Origin of the sequence: Bradyrhizobium sp. Leaf396 (assembly GCF_001424605.1) — a bacterium.
GTDB classification, from domain to species: Bacteria; Pseudomonadota; Alphaproteobacteria; order Rhizobiales; family Xanthobacteraceae; genus Bradyrhizobium; species Bradyrhizobium japonicum_C.
On the sequence record NZ_LMQJ01000036.1, the window covers coordinates 1 to 16,516 of the forward strand.

The 16,516-nt window shown below is 62.5% G+C and carries 18 protein-coding genes; 11 read left to right on the plus strand and 7 right to left on the minus strand.

Going from position 1 to position 16,516, the window contains the following annotated elements; all coding sequences use genetic code 11:
- The first annotated feature begins 326 nt into the window (after window positions 1-326).
- Window positions 327-614, plus strand: a complete 288-nt coding sequence (locus tag ASG57_RS26590) for a response regulator (RefSeq protein WP_051350491.1) — start codon at window positions 327-329, stop codon at window positions 612-614.
- A 368-nt stretch (window positions 615-982) separates the two neighbouring features.
- On the opposite strand, the gene ASG57_RS26600 is transcribed toward ASG57_RS26590, so the two are convergent.
- Window positions 983-1,219, minus strand: coding sequence for a hypothetical protein (locus ASG57_RS26600; protein WP_024343207.1), 237 nt, complete (start codon window positions 1,217-1,219; stop codon window positions 983-985).
- A 292-nt stretch (window positions 1,220-1,511) separates the two neighbouring features.
- Between ASG57_RS26600 and ASG57_RS26605 the strand changes: the two genes are divergently transcribed.
- Window positions 1,512-3,695: a PAS domain-containing sensor histidine kinase gene (locus tag ASG57_RS26605; protein ID WP_024343206.1), complete on the plus strand. Its 2,184-nt coding sequence runs from the start codon at window positions 1,512-1,514 to the stop codon at window positions 3,693-3,695.
- The gene (locus ASG57_RS26610; RefSeq protein ID WP_024343205.1) at window positions 3,688-4,053 is read left to right on the plus strand and encodes a response regulator; all 366 of its coding nucleotides are present in this window, start codon (window positions 3,688-3,690) and stop codon (window positions 4,051-4,053) included. The genes ASG57_RS26605 and ASG57_RS26610 overlap by 8 nt, the downstream gene beginning before the upstream one ends.
- 49 nt (window positions 4,054-4,102) lie before the next feature.
- Here ASG57_RS26610 and ASG57_RS26615 read toward each other — a convergent pair whose 3' ends face one another.
- The 3 genes from ASG57_RS26615 to ASG57_RS26625 all read right to left on the minus strand — a co-directional run bounded on the left by ASG57_RS26615 (window position 4,103) and on the right by ASG57_RS26625 (window position 4,964).
- Entirely contained in the window at window positions 4,103-4,396 is a 294-nt protein-coding gene (locus ASG57_RS26615) for a DUF6894 family protein (protein WP_230646536.1), read from the minus strand.
- A gap of 132 nt (window positions 4,397-4,528) precedes the next feature.
- Complete coding sequence (locus ASG57_RS39450) at window positions 4,529-4,735, minus strand: response regulator (RefSeq protein WP_051160783.1); 207 nt, start codon at window positions 4,733-4,735, stop codon at window positions 4,529-4,531.
- A gap of 19 nt (window positions 4,736-4,754) precedes the next feature.
- The gene (locus tag ASG57_RS26625) at window positions 4,755-4,964 is read right to left on the minus strand and encodes a hypothetical protein (RefSeq protein ID WP_024343203.1); all 210 of its coding nucleotides are present in this window, start codon (window positions 4,962-4,964) and stop codon (window positions 4,755-4,757) included.
- 642 nt (window positions 4,965-5,606) lie between these two features.
- On the opposite strand from ASG57_RS26625, the gene ASG57_RS26635 reads away from it, so the two are divergent.
- Together ASG57_RS26635 and queD are read left to right on the plus strand one after the other, a co-directional pair.
- Window positions 5,607-5,807, plus strand: coding sequence for a hypothetical protein (locus tag ASG57_RS26635; RefSeq protein ID WP_024343201.1), 201 nt, complete (start codon window positions 5,607-5,609; stop codon window positions 5,805-5,807).
- Between the two features lie 1,002 nt (window positions 5,808-6,809).
- On the plus strand, window positions 6,810-7,166 hold the full coding sequence (gene queD / locus ASG57_RS26640; protein ID WP_057198256.1) for a 6-carboxytetrahydropterin synthase QueD: 357 nt from the start codon (window positions 6,810-6,812) through the stop codon (window positions 7,164-7,166).
- Between the two features lie 97 nt (window positions 7,167-7,263).
- Here queD and ASG57_RS26645 read toward each other — a convergent pair whose 3' ends face one another.
- From ASG57_RS26645 to ASG57_RS26655, 3 genes are all read right to left on the minus strand, one after another.
- Entirely contained in the window at window positions 7,264-8,055 is a 792-nt protein-coding gene (locus tag ASG57_RS26645; RefSeq protein WP_057198259.1) for a phytanoyl-CoA dioxygenase family protein, read from the minus strand.
- Window positions 8,056-8,282: 227 nt separating this feature from the next.
- On the minus strand, window positions 8,283-8,639 hold the full coding sequence (locus tag ASG57_RS26650; RefSeq protein WP_024337185.1) for a BA14K family protein: 357 nt from the start codon (window positions 8,637-8,639) through the stop codon (window positions 8,283-8,285).
- 141 nt (window positions 8,640-8,780) lie between these two features.
- Complete coding sequence (locus tag ASG57_RS26655; protein WP_057198261.1) at window positions 8,781-9,107, minus strand: hypothetical protein; 327 nt, start codon at window positions 9,105-9,107, stop codon at window positions 8,781-8,783.
- Window positions 9,108-9,343: 236 nt separating this feature from the next.
- Here ASG57_RS26655 and ASG57_RS26660 point away from each other — a divergent pair, with 236 nt between their 5' ends.
- The 6 genes from ASG57_RS26660 (at window position 9,344) to ASG57_RS26685 (ending at window position 16,513) form a co-directional block, all read left to right on the plus strand.
- Entirely contained in the window at window positions 9,344-10,009 is a 666-nt protein-coding gene (locus ASG57_RS26660; protein ID WP_057198317.1) for a class I SAM-dependent methyltransferase, read from the plus strand.
- 13 nt (window positions 10,010-10,022) lie between these two features.
- Window positions 10,023-11,066, plus strand: coding sequence for a zinc-binding dehydrogenase (locus ASG57_RS26665; RefSeq protein WP_024337188.1), 1,044 nt, complete (start codon window positions 10,023-10,025; stop codon window positions 11,064-11,066).
- A 231-nt stretch (window positions 11,067-11,297) separates the two neighbouring features.
- Window positions 11,298-13,439, plus strand: coding sequence for a GumC family protein (locus ASG57_RS26670; protein ID WP_024337189.1), 2,142 nt, complete (start codon window positions 11,298-11,300; stop codon window positions 13,437-13,439).
- Between the two features lie 2 nt (window positions 13,440-13,441).
- Complete coding sequence (locus tag ASG57_RS26675) at window positions 13,442-14,590, plus strand: glycoside hydrolase family 5 protein (protein ID WP_024337190.1); 1,149 nt, start codon at window positions 13,442-13,444, stop codon at window positions 14,588-14,590.
- Window positions 14,591-14,646: 56 nt separating this feature from the next.
- Window positions 14,647-16,206, plus strand: coding sequence for a hypothetical protein (locus tag ASG57_RS26680; protein WP_082529048.1), 1,560 nt, complete (start codon window positions 14,647-14,649; stop codon window positions 16,204-16,206).
- Between the two features lie 88 nt (window positions 16,207-16,294).
- The gene (locus ASG57_RS26685) at window positions 16,295-16,513 is read left to right on the plus strand and encodes a hypothetical protein (protein WP_024337192.1); all 219 of its coding nucleotides are present in this window, start codon (window positions 16,295-16,297) and stop codon (window positions 16,511-16,513) included.
- Window positions 16,514-16,516: the final 3 nt, after the last annotated feature.

Sequence of the window (16,516 nt, forward strand, 5' to 3'; positions counted from 1 at the left end):
AGGGCTCCGCGCCCCGCCCCGTTGCTTCACCGAGCCCCTTGGGCTCATATTCAACCGGGACTCTTTCCATTGCTGGATGAAGCGAGGGGCTCAGACCACTTCGTCCGACAAACGGGAGGGCACATCAGGATCTATAGTGAATTGGGTCATGGCACAGCGGTTAAGATCTATCTTCCTCGATCCCAGACCGACGCCGCCGATAAGCAGGTAAACCGCCTTTCACCGACTGTAACAATGTTAGGTGGCAACGAAGCTATATTGGTTGTCGAAGCCATGACGACTTGCGGGCGTATTCCTGCGGAGTTCTCCGTGACCTCGGATACCAAGTGTTTGAAGCGGCCGATGCGGCGTCAGCTCTAGCTCTTCTTGAATCCTCTCGGTCCATTGATCTGCTTTTTACCGATGTTGTTCTGCCGGATAGGCTTCACGGCAAAAACATTGCTGATCACGCAAAGAGGCTGCATCCCGCGACCAAGGTTCTATTCACAACAGGCTACACGCGCAATGCAATAGTCCACGACGGCCGCCTCGTTGCCGGCGTCAATCTCATCAGCAAGCCGTTTACCTTTCGGGCATTGGCCGAGAAAGTCCGGAAGATACTCGACGAGAAGTGACCAACTCCGCTTCCGCACAACCAGCCGCCCTGACGACGCAATTCTCTCGTTTGGATGCAGCTCTCAGGGGGATCGGGATTCCGATCAGCCAAAGCAGAATGGGCGCGGTATCTTCCTTGATTTCAATGCCGCAGATGCCGGGTACTATCACGGAGACTGCCGCCCTCGTCGCCGCGAGGCAGTGCTGCAGTCAGCCAGAAGGCAAGAGACGCTATTGCCTTGCGCGCGGTATCAATATCAGCCTTCACTGGAGTCAGGACGTCTTCGACGCGCTTATCCGCATCGGCCTGACTCATTCCAGCGCCGGGATGCGACGACTTTCGCTGCGTAGTCACATTCCGGTCCCTTGAGGTCACCACCGTGCAGCTTCATGGGATGTCGCGCGTCGTTCTCGCGTTGAGTTGCTCAAGCGCAGAGGGTGGCGCTGAGCCGGGCGTGGCCAGCCAGTCATTGATTTGCAGTGCGGCTTCAGCCTGCCTAACCCGCTTCATCAGCAGCTCTCGTGTAGTGCCGGGCGGCAACTCTTCAGCGGCTTTCCGAAATTTTGCAGCTTCATCCGCGAGCCGCTGACTAAAAGGAATGGATTGCTTGATGCGGCGCCGCATAACGGAATCTCCCCGAACTCCCCCGCCTGGCAGTCTTGACATCCAACGCGCGACGTTCGACTTAGGTTCCTCCGCGGAACGAGCATTGGAACTCACAGCCTGCCCTCAAGACCGAGGGTCGATGGTCAAAGCTTCAGTGGGTGCCTACCCATCGCCCAGCCGTTGAGGTAGAAGGGAACCATCGACGTTCTTAGGCGTTCTGGCTTGTTGGCTGGCCAACGGGGGTGTCTGCCAATCTCCTCCCGAACAGCGGCCCGGCGTTGGGCCTCCTCTCGCCCCGAGAGCTTACCCTATGTCCAATGTCGAGGAATTTCCGCTCTCCTCCCGTCGTCAACCGACGGAGTTCGAGGCGCTGGTGGCAGCCGGCCAAGCCGCGCTGGATGCCATTCCTGGGGCGGTTTACCTTTGCGATGCCGAGGGATTGCTGGTCGCCTACAACACCGAGGCGGTGCAATTGTGGGGCAGGACCCCCAACCCTGCCAGAAAGGAACGATTCTGCGGTTCGCACCAACTCTACCTTCTCGACGGAAGTCCGCTGGCCCACAGCGATTGTCCCATGGCCACGGCGGTTCGGGCTGGAACGCCCACGCGCAACGCCGAAGTCATCATGGCGCGGCCGGACGGCTCTCGCTTTACGGCCCTGGTCAACATCCGAGCGTTGCGCGACCACTCGGGCGTCATCCAGGGCGCCATCAACTGCTTTCAAGACATCACTGAACGAAAGCGGATCGAAGAAGAGGTTCGACAGAAAACGCGGGACCTGGAGGACTTCTTCGAGAACAGCGCGGTCGGTCTTCATATCGTCAGCGGCGAAGGCATCATCCTTCGTGCAAACAGAGCCGAGCTGGCTCTGCTCGGGTACAGCCCAGAGGAGTACATTGGCCGTCACATCGCGGAGTTTCATGCGGACGCTCCCGTGATCGGCGACATCCTTCAGCGCCTTTCCTGCGGCCAGCCGCTCGAACGTTATCCCGCGCGGTTGCGGGCGCGCGACGGCTCGGTGAAGCATGTACTGATTACGTCAAACAGCCGATTTGTCGACGGCAAGTTCGTCAACACACGTTGCTTCACCCTCGACGTCACGGAATTGCAGGCTGCCAACGAAGCACGGCAGGCCAGTGATGCCCGACTTGCGGCAACGTACGAGGCTGCAATCGTCGGCATATCGGAGGCAGACGAGAGCGGCCGCTTCTTGCGGGTGAACGATGCACTTTGTGGAATAACTGGGCGCTCACGCGATGAATTGCTCAGAATGACGTTCCTCGACTACACCGATCCGGATGACCGGGCAAAGGACGCCGAACTCTATGCAGCTCAGGTGCGCGGCGAGGTCGAGAACTACACGATCCGCAAGCGTGCTCTGCGGCCCGACGGCTCGGTACGCCATCTCGATATATCGAGTTCGTCGGTGCGCGACCCGAGTGGTCGCTTCCTCTATGGCGTGCGTGTTGCCCAGGACGTCACCGCCACAAAGCAGCTGGAGGATCGACTGCGTGAAGGCGAGCAGCGCATGCGCGATCTCCTTGAGGCTCTGCCCGCGGCGATCTACACCACCGATGCAGAGGGCCGGATCAATTTCTTCAATCGCGCCGCGGTCGAGATGGCGGGTAGAACCCCCCAGCCTGGCGATGAATGGTGCGTAACCTGGAAACTCTATTGGCCCGACGGTTCGCCTCTGCCGCACGATGAATGTCCAATGGCTGTCGCGCTGCGTGAAAATCGCTCGGTTCGCGGGGCGGAGGCCATTGCCGAGCGTCCGGACGGCAAACGCGTGCCTTTCATTCCTTATCCGACGCCGCTGCGCGACGCGGACGGAAACTTGGTCGGCGCCATCAACATGCTCGTCGACATCAGTGAGCGTAAGCTGGCAGAGAATGCCCAGAAGGTGCTCATCGACGAGCTGAACCACCGTGTCAAAAATACGCTTGCCACTGTACAGTCCCTCGCGAGCCAGACCGCCCGCCATGCTGCCGATCTGCAGGAATTTCTGCCGACTTTTACAGGACGGCTGTTGGCCCTCGCGCGTGCCCATGACCTTCTGACAAGACGAAATTGGCAAGATGCCCCGTTCGAGCAAATGGTCCACGATATCGTCGCGCCGGTCTCCGGCGGTCGGGTTGTCACGGGCGGGCCGAACGTCCATCTAGACGCGCGCACGGCGCTAAGCGTCACCATGGTGCTCAACGAGCTTTTGACGAACGCGGCAAAGTACGGCTCCCTATCTGTACCGGGTGGATCCGTGTCGCTCGTCTGGAGGGTCGTCGACGGCGAACGGGCTCAATTCATGTTAGCATGCGAATGGAGCGAACGCGGAGGTCCCCCGGTTGCGCCACCTAAGCGGCGCGGGTTCGGCACGCGGCTGATGGAGCGTTGCGTCGAACATGATCTCGCCGGCGAGTTCGACCTGGTGTTCGAGGCGGAGGGTACGCGCTGCCGCATGAAGTTTCCCATTAGGGTCACGTCCACCAATGTCTGAAGTATCGGCCGCCAGGGTTCTCCTCGTCGAGGACGAGGGCTTGGTCGCCCTTATGATCGAAGACATGCTGGAGGAATTGGGCCTTAAGGTTGTTGCCTCTGCGGCTCATCTCAATACGGCATGCGAGTTGGCGACGACCGGCTCATTCGATCTGGCCCTTCTGGATGTCAACTTGGCTGGAGAGCTTGTTTTCCCGGTGGCTCGCGTCTTACGCGAGCGGGGGATTCCGTTCCTATTCAGCACGGGCTACGGGGCACCCCCCCTCGACGAGGAGTTCAAGGGTGCCCCCGCGATTGGTAAGCCCTTCTCCATAGACCAATTGAATGAAAAGTTGCGGACGCTTCTATCGCGTTCCTAAGCCCGCCACGGATCAAGCACTTCATTCCACCACCAGGTCGCTCGATCCATCAGTCCGGCTTCTCGGCGTTGATGTGCAGGATAAAGGGAGTGTTTTGAAACTCGTCAGACCTCCATCCGCCATTCCTGCCGGGCACCAGCTTTCCATCAATACCCTGCAGCGTCTGCCCCGCCACTACGGTCGCTTCTTTCCACGCCGCGTGCTTGTCCGGCAATTCCTCGCCGATGCGATCAACCTCCGTGTGTTCGTGAGTAACATTGAGGCAATAGCGCGGCATCGCGAATGACCCCAACTTCAAAGGTACTTTCGCAACGTCCTTGTTTGCTAGCCGTTCCGCATTCACCCTCGATCCACAAGCCTGGCTTTACAGCGTTCGAGCTGATCTATCTGAAAAGGTTTGGTGAGAAGCGGGCGATCCTGAAATCCGTCCGGCATTCCGTCAGCCCCGTAGCCACTCGCAAAGGCGAACGGGATCTTACGCTCGGCGAGGACCGCCGCGACCTGCTAGTGCGGCCAAGCAAAACATCCACCACAGCGCAATCATATTGGCGTTGTTGGCGAGCTCCAGGGCGGTGGCCAGATCACTGGCTTCGGCCACAACGGTGTGGCCCAGCTCTGCGAGCACGTCGGCTATCATCATCTGGATGAGTGCTTCATCCTCAACAAGCAGCACCGAAGCCACAAGCCGTCTCCAATGGCTTCTATTGTCGAGTGATCTTTGCTGCGCTGGGGAATACACGCAGCGCAGCAGCCCGCAGCTCCTCCAGGGTGGTGTGCCCCGCTTCGGCAACTGCAAGAAGCTGTTCAGCAATGACCTTCCGGCTCTCATGGTCACCGCCGTTCGGAAGCTCACGGCACGTCTCTTCCAACACGACTTCCATAGTCGACTTCACGCGATCCGACAGCGTCATCCGGCTTCTCAAGAGCTCGACAACCTACTTTCGACAATATGGAGCTGAAGAGCCGGCGCCGTCAACGGAGACTCATCTGCTCTAGCGGGGAGCGCCCACCAGTCCAACAACGCCTGTCATGGAAGGCAATCGCGCTGTCTTTTCGCCGCTACTGGGATGAGCGGGAGCCTGCTATCGCGTACTGGCCGTATTCCGCTCCCGCACCCTGCGAACGACAACCAAGTCGAGATTCCGCTGGAGCCATTTCCCAACGAGTGGTGGGCCTCGCCTGAGGGAGAATTGCTAATTCAAGTTATTGGAGATGCGCTGCAATAGGCGCACGCTCTGCGGCGTGGACGAACTCGCAGATCGCGCCAGACGCGCCATTGCAGATAGCCAGGCACTCCAGCGCGAGCGCCATCTGCTCGTTGAAGAGTGCGGATTTGAGCGATCGGAGCTCAGGCGCGCTGTCCTCGAAAGTGCCATGGAGCGGGCGGAAAGCAAGGCTCGTCGCGGCAACCGCCAGCCGTGACGCCAAACGGCTGTGGAACCAAATTAATCTGTGTTAGTTTCCCTCTGTCACCGGCTGAGGCTCTGCCCGTAGGCGTCGGTGCCTGAGAGATGTTCGCGCTCCCGCCTGCTACTCGAGGGAGACGCGCTGTGTTGGGCACGCTCAAGATCATGACCGACCATATCAATCGCCGGCGCCTCGTTGCATCATTCGAAGCAGAGATGATTGCCCGAGGGCGCAATCAGTTAGCCCTTTCGGAGGCGCTGTTGCGGCAGCCGCTTCCATCGCTGTTTCTCGGAAGCCATCCCTTCGTACCCTGGCCGAAATTGGAGGAGTCCGCTTCTCTGTCCTGAGAGGAGTGGACGCGAGTGAAAATCGGCTATTGGCCCTTAGCTGTCCTTCCGCGTGGATCAGGAACTGGTCCGCTCATGAGAGCAGACCAGTCGCAATACATGGCGCGAACCAGGCGGATTTGGATAAAAACCATCTCCCTCGCTGCAGGTTTGCTAAGGCCGCAAGGTTCGCAAATTATGGTTTGAGCCGGGATAGGAAAAACACTGGTCATCAGTGGCTGGCGTGCGTACGGAACGGCAATTCCCGGCTCTTCTGGTCCGCCTCATGGCGGCGATGAAGTCGGCACTTTGGCGGCCCGCGGAGCGATCCGCTGGGCGTCGATCCCGTGCTAACGGAGCATAGGGGCGCATTCGTCTAGACTACCGGGGACTGTCTGCTGGTCGGCCCCGCTTAGCAGAGCGCGCGGCGTGGCGATCTGAGCAGTGTCGACAGAAGCACAGCCCAGTGGTACAAACGATAAACGAGCGGACTTAATAAGTAGTTGTTTTTGCTGCAATTCGATGGATTTGGCCCCAATCCTTTCCTGGACACCATTTTGGGTTCGGAGCCAAAGAGAACGACCTCAGATCAGCCATCGCCGCGCCGCAGCCGCGCGGACGTGCCGATAAAGGCCAAGATTGATACCACCTGCTTCAATGGCCAAGATTGATACCACCTGCTTCGCATGACCTGCTCACGACTATCCCCTTCCTCTCGCTGAACACGTGAAGCAGCTTTCGACGAGCTGCCTGCGCAGAAGATTGGTTGATGTATCATTGGCTCCGCCGGGGTGAGGAAAGGCGGTAGCGCGCCCCGACTCGAACTCCCGACGGACGAAAGGCGTCCCCCCTAAGCAACTGGTGCGCTCAAGAAGAGTAGAATTAGACTGCGACTTCAATTACATATAAATTCGTAGTTTTGTTCTGAGTGGCGCGCCATTCTTCGGCGGAAGGTCAGGACAAGGCAGCATCTGGTCGCCAGCCCGGCCCGAGACCGGTTGGCCACGCCGTGTGGGGAGCTGGATGAGGATATCGCAGGCGTTCAAGTTCGAGGCGGCGCATCGGCTGCCAAACGTGCCCGAGACACACCGGTGCAGCCGGCTGCATGGTCATTCCTATCGGGTCGAGGTCCAGCTGGACGGTCCGGTGGACCCGCACACCGGCTTCGTCGCGGACTTCTTCGACATCGAAAAATGCTTCGCCGACATCATGGGCGCGCTGGACCATCACTGCCTCAACGAAGTCGAAGGACTCGAGAACCCGACCGCCGAGAACATCGCGGTCTGGATCTGGGATCGATTGCAGCCGAGCCTTCCGCAGCTATCGGCGGTCCGGGTCTACGAAACGGCGGATTGCTGGGCCGAATATCAGGGGCGGTGACAGACGTGGAAAGCTGTAAGGGGGCGGGCTGACTGACGCATTTCCGCCGCCGCAGATCAGCGTCAACCTCCCGCCGTTCCGTCCCTGATGCCGCCACCTACACCGTCAGCCCGCAGGCCTGCCGGATCGCGATCTGGACCGGCGACGGTGGCAATGCCGGATCGAACTCGCCTTTCGGCAGCAGCGGCGGTTGTGCCATGAAGCGCGGCCGTGTCCCTCGGTGCGGTTGCGCGGCATGGACAAGGAACGGGTGGCACAGATAGACGCTGCCTGCCGCCCCCGTCGCCAGCTCGATCTTGCAATCTTTCGTCGATGCCCAGTTCTCGGAAGCGAGCTGCCGGAGGGTTGCACCTGCGTCGCCATGGGGCAGCAGCTCCCGCGCGATCGTGGCATGCGAGCCTTTCCGGATCCGCGTTGGCGCATCATCGGCGCCGACATCCGAGAGCAGGAAGAGCATCAGCAGCGCACGGCCGCTGCTTTTGACATTGGCGCGCCATTCCATGAAGTCCGGATCGGCGGTGCCAAAACTCATGTCCACATGCCAGCCGTCATCACCGGGGGATTCCGTCGACGGAAAGCGGATCGGAAACGTTCCAAGCCCTCTGGGCGCAAGCCAACGCCCTTCGCCCACGAGTTGATCGTAGGCTCTGTGGAGCGACGCCACATTCGCAGCTTCGATGAATGGGGGTGACGCCTTGGATCCCACCCGGACCACGGGGCGGGTCCACTGCTCGGGACGGTCCGGCGACAGGCCGATATCCGCCCACAGCGCGTCCCTGCATTGCTTTGCAAGCTCGGCGCTGAAGGCGTTCTCGATCTTGACGAAACCGTCGGCGATGAAATTCTGGACCTGACCAGGCGTCAGGCCAGCCTCTTCGGTCTGCGACATTGCACATTCTCCGTTTGGCCGCCGCATTGAGCGCAGCCGTTTGATCTGATTGGCGCAGCTGCGCCGGAACGACGTTCTGTCGTTCAGATCAGCGGGAAGAATGTGGTGATGAACATCATGGCCCGAACGTACAACGCAAGAGAGCGTGGAATCAAGACACGCTGGCCGCGTGATGAATGTCGGCAGCCTCTCGCGGACGCGAGGGCTGCCGCAGGCTCATGCGTGCGTCATGGGCACGGATGGCGGAGACCGTCGCGGCCTAGGTAGGTTCCCGAGCCGGGATCGTAGGAGCGATAGCGCTGCGCACAGTAGGAGGCGGCATTGGACTGAGCCTGGCTGTTGGCGATTGCACCGCCGATGATCGCGCCCGCAGCGAGGCCGCCGAGGACGGCAGCGCCGGTGCCGTGACGGCGGTGATGGTGCCCGTACCGGTAGCCATGTCCATGCCGGTACTGCACCTGCTGCACGCCGGATTCGGCGCCCGGATTTCCGATCGGCAAAGGCGCCGCAAGCCCGGGTGAGGCAGCCGTCGAGAGCATCGCTCCAGCGGCCGCGAGAGCAATGAAAGTTCTACGAATGGTCATGTCGGGCTTCCCTATTGGTGAGGATGCATGAGTAACGGCGGCTCGCCCGCTCCGTTCCTCCGGCGCCGGGCGAGCGTCAGACGTCCGCAGATAATGAAACCGGTCGTAAGATGCAGGTGGAACAATGTGAGCATCAGCCCTTCACCGCAGGCCCTGTTCGTCGATCAGAATGTGGTGGATCTCGATGCGCTCAGGCAGCTCGATCAGGAATTCCGGGTCGCGCGGGAGATGATGGACCTTGGTCGGCTCGCCCCTGGTGAAGGCCGTCATCGCGGCGATGTCCGCCCAATCAGAGATGGTCGTGAACCAGGTCTCCGCGTCGCGGTCCTCGCGCAATTGTTGCACCCCAAGTGCGGTCTCGAGCAGCGGCGGAATGCCCTCGGCCTGCAGATAGGCCTGGTAGGCGTCGGCCAGATCGCGGCGGGTGCGGCCGCGCCAGATGCGGGCGATGGTCGGTTTGGTCGGCATGGCGGGACTCCCTGCGAGCCGAACGCTGTCCCGCGCATTCCCGTTCCATGCGGCTTCAGTGGACGCCGGCGACGGGACTTGTGCCGCCCGAAGCCGGCGCTGTCGCACGGTTTCCACATCATTGATCTGAAACAATGAGCATCTCCGCCACAAATGCTAGGGCGAGTCGCAGTCACGTGCGAGGCTCCCCAGGCCAGTCAAGACAACTTCAGCGCGTGATGAAATCCGAGGGCTCGATGGGACGACTTCTGAATATTGTGACGCCGCTGCATACCGCGACCAAGCGCGACTACATGGCTCGCATGAATGACGACAAGATCGGCTGCTCGCTGAAGGCGCGGGAATACGAGGCCGATTATTGGGATGGCGACCGCCGTTTCGGCTACGGCGGCTACCGCTTCATCGAGGGGCGCTGGGCCCCGGTCGCGAAGGCGCTGATCGAGACCTACGGCCTGAAGGATGGGTCCAGTGTGCTCGACGTCGGCTGCGGCAAGGGCTTCTTGCTGTACGAGATGCAGAAGATCCTGCCGGGCCTGAAGGTCGTCGGCTTCGACATTTCCAAGCACGGTCTCGCCAATGCCCACGAGCAGGTGAAGCCGTACCTCTTCAATTATCGCGCCCAGGACATCTATCCCTACGGCGACGACAGCTTCGATCTCGTCATCTCGCTCGGAACGCTGCACAATCTCCGGCTCTACGAGCTCGAGGCGGCGCTCAAGGAAATCGAGCGGGTTGGCAAGAACAAATACGTCATGGTCGAGGGCTACCGCAACGTCGCCGAGCTGCACAATCTCGAATGCTGGGCGTTGACGGCGGAGTCGATCCTGCACACCTCGGAATGGATCTGGCTGTACGGCAAGCTCGGCTACACCGGCGATTACGAATTCATCTATTTCGAGTGACCGGGCGCGAGCGATGGACATCAAGACTGCCAAGGCGGCCATTCTCGTCGAGTCCGGCAAGCCGCTGATCGTCGACGAGTTCAATTTGCCCGAGACGCTCGAGCACGGCCAGGTGCTCGCGCACGTCCACACGTCGAGCATATGCGGCGCGCAGATCAACGAGATCGATGCCGTCAAGGGCGTCGACAAGTTCCTGCCGCACCTTTTGGGCCACGAGGCGCTGGCAACGATCGTCGAAACCGGACCCGGCGTCGTCTCCTGCAAGCAGGGCGACACCGTCGTCATGCATTGGCGGCCGGGCAAGGGCATCCAGTCCAACACGCCGGTCTATTCCTGGCGCGGCAAGCGGCTCAACGCGGGCTGGGTCACCACCTTCAATGAATATGCCGTGGTGTCGGAAAACCGCGTCACGCCCGTTCCCGCCTCGATCGATCGCACCAGCGCGCCGCTGCTCGGCTGCGCCGTGACGACCGCGCTCGGCGTCGTCAACAACGATGCGCAAATCGCCATCGGCGAAGCTGTGGTCGTGTTCGGCGTCGGCGGCGTCGGCTTGAACATCGTGCAATTCGCCGCGATGGTCGGCGCCCATCCGGTCATTGCGGTCGACCGCCTCGACAACAAGCTGGCGATGGCAAAGGATTTCGGCGCCACCCACACCATCAACTCCGAAGGGGCGAAGGATGTGGCCGCCGAGGTTCGGTCCATCACTGGTGCCGACGGACCCGACAAGGTCGTCGAGACCACCGGCGTCAAGAATCTGATCGAGCTCGCCTACGAGATCACGGCCAAGAAAGGCCGCTGCATCCTGGTCGGCGTTCCCCGCGAGAAGGCCGAAATCTACACCCTGCCATTGCACTTCGAGAAGGTGCTGAAGGGCTCCGAAGGCGGCCAGTGCCAGCCTGCACGCGATATCCCGCGCCTTGTTCGCCTGAGCGATGCCGGAAAGGTGAGCTACCGCGGCATCGTCACCCACGAGTTCGCGCTCGATGACATCAACGACGCGCTCGACTTGATGCGCAGCGGCACGTCGGGACGGATACTCCTGAACATCAGCTGAGTTGTCAGCTCTCCCTGCGGGAGAGGCTGGGTCGCACGCAAGATGCGATCCGCGCGAGGGCTTGCGCAAGCCGTCTCCTTCCGGTCCGCCGAACTGCCGCCGCCACCGGCATGGCCGGGCGGCGCTCCATGATAGCTTCCTGCTGCGGCCGTAACCGCCGGTTAACCATGGATATTTACGGTGTAACAAGCCTTTGAGCTATGACAGTCAGTTGATTTCGAGTCCAACCCCATGGCGTTCGGTAGCCGCGCATCTCCGCGAAGCATCGCCCCGACGGAGCAAGCGGCTTCGTGGGAAGCGCCGCGGGCTGTGACCCCGGCGCCGGGCGGCACCGGGCCGGCGCTGATCAAGGGATCGCTGACCGTCTCCGGCACACTCGTCTTTCTGCGCGAGAATGGCCGGCGCATTTTGACGCTGGCCGCGGCGCTGTTCGCCCTCGGCGTCGTCGTTCTGATGATTCTTCCGGTCCGCTACGCCGCGACGGCTCTGGTCGTGCTCGATCCCCGCGAGCTGCGCGTGACCTCGGATCAGGAGGTGCTGCCGGGCATCGGCCAGGATGCGGCGGCGCTTCAGAGCCAGATCGAGATCGCCAAATCCGACGGCTTCCTCCGCCCCCTGATCGAACGGCTCAAGATCGCTGACGATGAGGATATCGCGGGCGGTCATACCGACATGACGCGCCTGCTCGAAAGATTCCGCAACCGCCTCGAGATCACCCGGCGCGGGCTCACCTACGTCATTGCGATTTCCTTCACGTCGAATCGGCCGGACCGGGCCGCCTACTATGCCAACGCCATCGCCGAGGCGTTCGTTGCCAGCCAGGGCCGCGTTCGCACCGAGGCGACGGACGAGGCCGCCGACTGGCTGAAGGACCGGCTGAAGACGCTGAGCGAGCGCCTGCGGGCATCGGAAGATGCGGTCGCCGCCTTCCGGCTCGAGCACAACATCGTCAATGCCGGCAAGGAATCCACGACGCAGCAATTGCGCGTGACCGATCTGACCCAGCAGGTCTCGGCCGCTCGTGCGCGCACCGAGGAGGCCAAGGCGCGCTACGACCAGGTGCAACGCGACGTCAAGGCCAATGTCGAAGGGCCTGTGAAGCAGGATCTGCTCAGCATGCTGCGCGCGCAGCGCTCGGCCCTGAATGACCAGATCGCCCAGAAGAAGGCGGTGTATGGCGACCGCCATCCCGACCTCGCGATCTCCTACAGCCAGCTGGCGGACATCAACCGGCAGATCGAGATCGAGCGGAAGAAGAATATCGAGACGGCCAAGTCCGAATATGAGGCCCAGCGTGAGCAGCAGAACGCGCTGGAGAAGCAGCTCAAGGCGGTCGAGACCAAGATGCTGGTCGACGGCCAGGCGCTGGTGAAGCTGCAGGAGCTGCAGCGCGATGCCGATGCCAACAGGAACATCTACGAGCAGTTCCTGTCGCGCTTCAAGACCACCAACGAGCAGCGTCAGCTGCAGGCGTCCCAGACCAAGATCGCCTCGCCCGCCATTCCGCCGCTGCGTTCGACGCGCCCGCCGCTTGCCTTGTTGCTCGCAGCATTGGCGATCGGCTCGCTCCTGACGTCCACCGCTGCCGTTGCGGTGATGACGAGCGTGTCCGCCGACAAGCCCGCGACCGTGCAGGCTCCTGCTCCCGTGGAAGCGGAGGACGCAGGTCAGGAAGTTCATCCTCCGGCCGCAGCCGTGCGCCAGACCGAGGCGATGCCCAGCCTTCCGGTCTGGGTCCGGATTCCCGAGCTGGCGTCCGCAGCCGGGACCAACACGGTCTGGCAGCGACCTGTCGCCGCCGCGGGCGAGCCCGATCTCGCCCCGCATCTGCAGCCGCTGCTCGAACGCATCGACCGTTTGCCGGTACGCGGCTGCAAGGTCGCGCTGGTGCTGTCGGTTGGCAAGAGCGCCGGCGGCAATACCGTTGCCCGCTCTCTCAACCGCGCCGCGGTGAAGCGCGGCATGATGAGCGTGCTGATCCGGCTCCAGCCGGAATTCGCAGGCAGCCAGCCCCCGGTGACCGAATGGCACGACGGTTCGACCACGGCGGGACTTCAATCCATCGACGAGCTTCTGAGTGCCGGCCGAAAGCCGGATGCGGCGCCCGAGGACGACATCCGCTCGGAGTTCGACCTGATCGTCGTGCACGCCAGCGATCTCGCCTTGCAGCCCGACGCCATCGCCCTGGCCGCCCATGCGGACGTCATCGTCCTGGTCGCGCGCGCCGGCGAGCTCGGTTCGGCCGCGATGCGCAGGGTAACCGCGTCGCTGTCGAAATGTGCTGGCGTGCCGACCGGCATCGTCGTCAATCACGTCCCTGCGGGCTCAGCGGCGCCTCAGCCCGAGGGCGGCGCATTGGGTCTTGCGGTTTGACAATGACATCTTGCGGTCGCCTGCTGTTCGCGGCGGTGTTGCTGTCGATTTCATTGAGCCGGCCGGTCTCCGCCGACGATTGCGTGCCCTTGCCCTCGACGGTTGCGCCCGAGCGGCTTGCCGCGCTGTCTCGCGGCTTCAATGCCGACGGCTGGATCAACGGCGCGCCGCCCAGCCGCGCCTTGCTGCAGCAGCTGCGCAAGGCGGGAATGGGCCATGTCCGCTTGCCCGTGCCGGCCGAACGCGTGATGCCGCGTTTCGCGGCGAAGGCCGACCGCGACGAGACGCTGCGCGTGCTCGACAACGCGTTGAAGCAGCTCACATCGCTGGGCTATTCCACCTCCGTCGATCTTCATCCGGGAGAGCGCTTCAACCGCCTGCACAAGGATGATCCGGACGCGGCGGTGCACGAGCTGCAGGAGGCCTGGAGTGCTCTGGCGCAGGTCATCCGGTCTTTTCCGCCCGATCGCATCTTCGCCGAGCTGCTCAACGAGCCGGATATCGAGGCGGACAGGTGGCAAAGGGAGGTCGAGGCGCTTGCCGCGTTCGTCCGGCGATTGCTGCCGGCCACCACGCTCATCATCGGCCCGGTCAACTGGCAGCGTGCGGATTCGCTGCCCCGATTTCGTCCGCTGGCCGACCCGAACATCGTCTACGCCATCCATTTCTACGATCCGATGGTGTTCACCCATCAGGGCCATTGGGACGCGCACGATCCGCTGCACGACATCCGCGACCTGCCTTATCCGATCAGGGCCGACGATCCGGCCGTGCAGGCGCTTCGCCAGGACTTGCAGGACAGGAATGCGACCAAGGCGCTCGCCATGCTCGACACGGCGATTGCCGCCGCCAAGGACAAGCCGGGCGCCGATCGCTGGCTCGCGCCCGCCCTCGCCTGGCAGCAGCAATTCTCACGGCCGATCATCGTCAACGAGTTCGGCGTGTTGAAAGCCGGCGCGCCCAGGGAGAGCCGGCTTCGCTGGCTGGCGGAGGTCACAGCCTATGCCCGCGACCATTGCTGGGGCTGGGCGCATTGGGAGCTGGCGCAGGGCTTCGGCCTGGTCGACAGCCAAACGGGCAGGCCCGATCCCGACGTGATGCGGGCGCTGCTCGGCACGCCCCGCGCTCCCGCCGCACGGCGCTATCGTTAACGGATCCTTACGCTTCGCCCCGCTATCGTGCCCCGCGCGATGTCAAAGGATGATCGATGAGTGCCCGCAACTCACCGGATGGTCGGAGCGTGCAGGCCGCGACAGCGCCGCCGGCCTGGCGGGAGCTGGTTCCGACCTTCTGCATCGCCACGGCAACGATCGGCTTTGCTCCGGTTCTGCACCTGGCCAATCCGGCCCTCGCCATCACGGTCGAGGTCCTCGTCGGCATCGCGATTGTCGTCAGCGTGCCGACCTATGCGCCGGCCATCGCGATCTTCGTCCTGTTCTTCCAGAACATGTTCGTCTCGATCCTGTCGCCGCTGGTCCCGCTTCCGTCCGATCTCGACTTCATCAAGGGCTACAATTTTCTCGTCTGCTCCGTCATGTGGCTCGCCACGTTCGCCCTCTACCTGCTCGGCCAGAGGAATCAGTCGGCCGAAGTGAACCGGATCATGCGCTTCGGCGTCGTCACCCTGGCGGTGGTGTCGCTGTACTTCGCGATCGGCTTCGGCCAGACCGGACAGGCGGCCGCGGTCTATCTGCGCAACATCGTGCTTCCGCTGTTTCTGTTTCAATTGTCGCTCCTCACGGCTGCGACCTATGAGGTGCGGATCACGCCGTTCCTGGCGACGCTCGCCGTCATCCTCATGCTGTGCGGTTACGTGGAGCTCGCATTCCGCGATGTCTGGCTCGCCATCACCAATGGCTACACCTTCTGGGGCTTCGACGAGCTCAAGGCGACCCATTCGGGGGTTTGGGAAGCCCAGATGCGCGCCACCGGAAACGTGCCCGTCGACCTCAAGGACCGTTTCAGCTTCGACTTCCTGAACACGCCGCTGCTCGAAGGATTCGGCCTGTCGAAGATGCTGCGCATTCACGGCCCGAACATGCACCCGATCAGCTTCGCCTACGGGATCGGCTTTCTCGGCCTGTTCCTGTTCTCGGTGGGCCGGCCGCTCCTTGCCCTCGCTGCATTGCCCCTGCTGGTCTTCTGCAGCGTGAAGGGAGCGCTCATCGTCGTGGTCTTCGTAGTCGCGGGCTGGATATCGACCCGTCTGCTCGGCGCCGTGGTGACGCTGTTGCTCGGCCTCCTGGGCCTGATCGCATTCGCAGTCGTCGCGATCCGGATCGGCCTGCAGATCGGCGACTATCACGTCATCGGCCTGATGGGCGGCCTGAACGGATTCCTGGAGAATCCGTTCGGCCGGGGTCTCGGCGTCGGCGGCAATCTCTCGGAGAGCTATTTCTCGATCGACTGGAGTGCCGCGCAGGCGGCCGGGACGATCGATGGCGCGGTCGAGAGTGCGGTCGGCGTCCTGTTGTACCAGATGGGCATTGCCGCCTTCGTGCCGCTCGCGTTCTATTTCACGGTGGCCCTCAAGGCCTGGCGCCTCTACGCCTCGTCTGGATATCTGACGCAGGGGCTCGCCGGCTTCGGCGTCATGGTCGTTCTGCTCAACGGATTGTTTCAGGAAGAGGCCTTGTTTGCGCCGCTCGCGCTCGGGCTGATGCTCTCGCTCGCTGGCCTCGTCATCGGCAGCGATGTGAGGATGCGGACCGTTGCCGTCGAGGATGCCGCGCTTGCCCAGCTCACCGGCTACCAGCCCGTGACATAGCGTACCGGTGTGTCGCCGGGCCGCAGGAACGTCGAGTTTTTCCCGGCGTTGACCTTGCGGTCCCGCACAAGGCGACCGGTTTTGCGCGATGAAGAACTTTTCCAACGCCGAATTCTCTCCCGAGGTGATCGAGATCATGACGCGAGCCCTGGAAGCTGCCGTCGCGAGCCTGCCGGAACCCGTGCATTCGTCGCACGTCAACGCCCTCGCCGAATCCATCCTGCGCACCGCAAGTGCCGGCGAACGCAACGTCGCCGACCTGCAACGGATCGCCTTGATGGAGCTGCAACTGATGCCGCGCAACTGATGA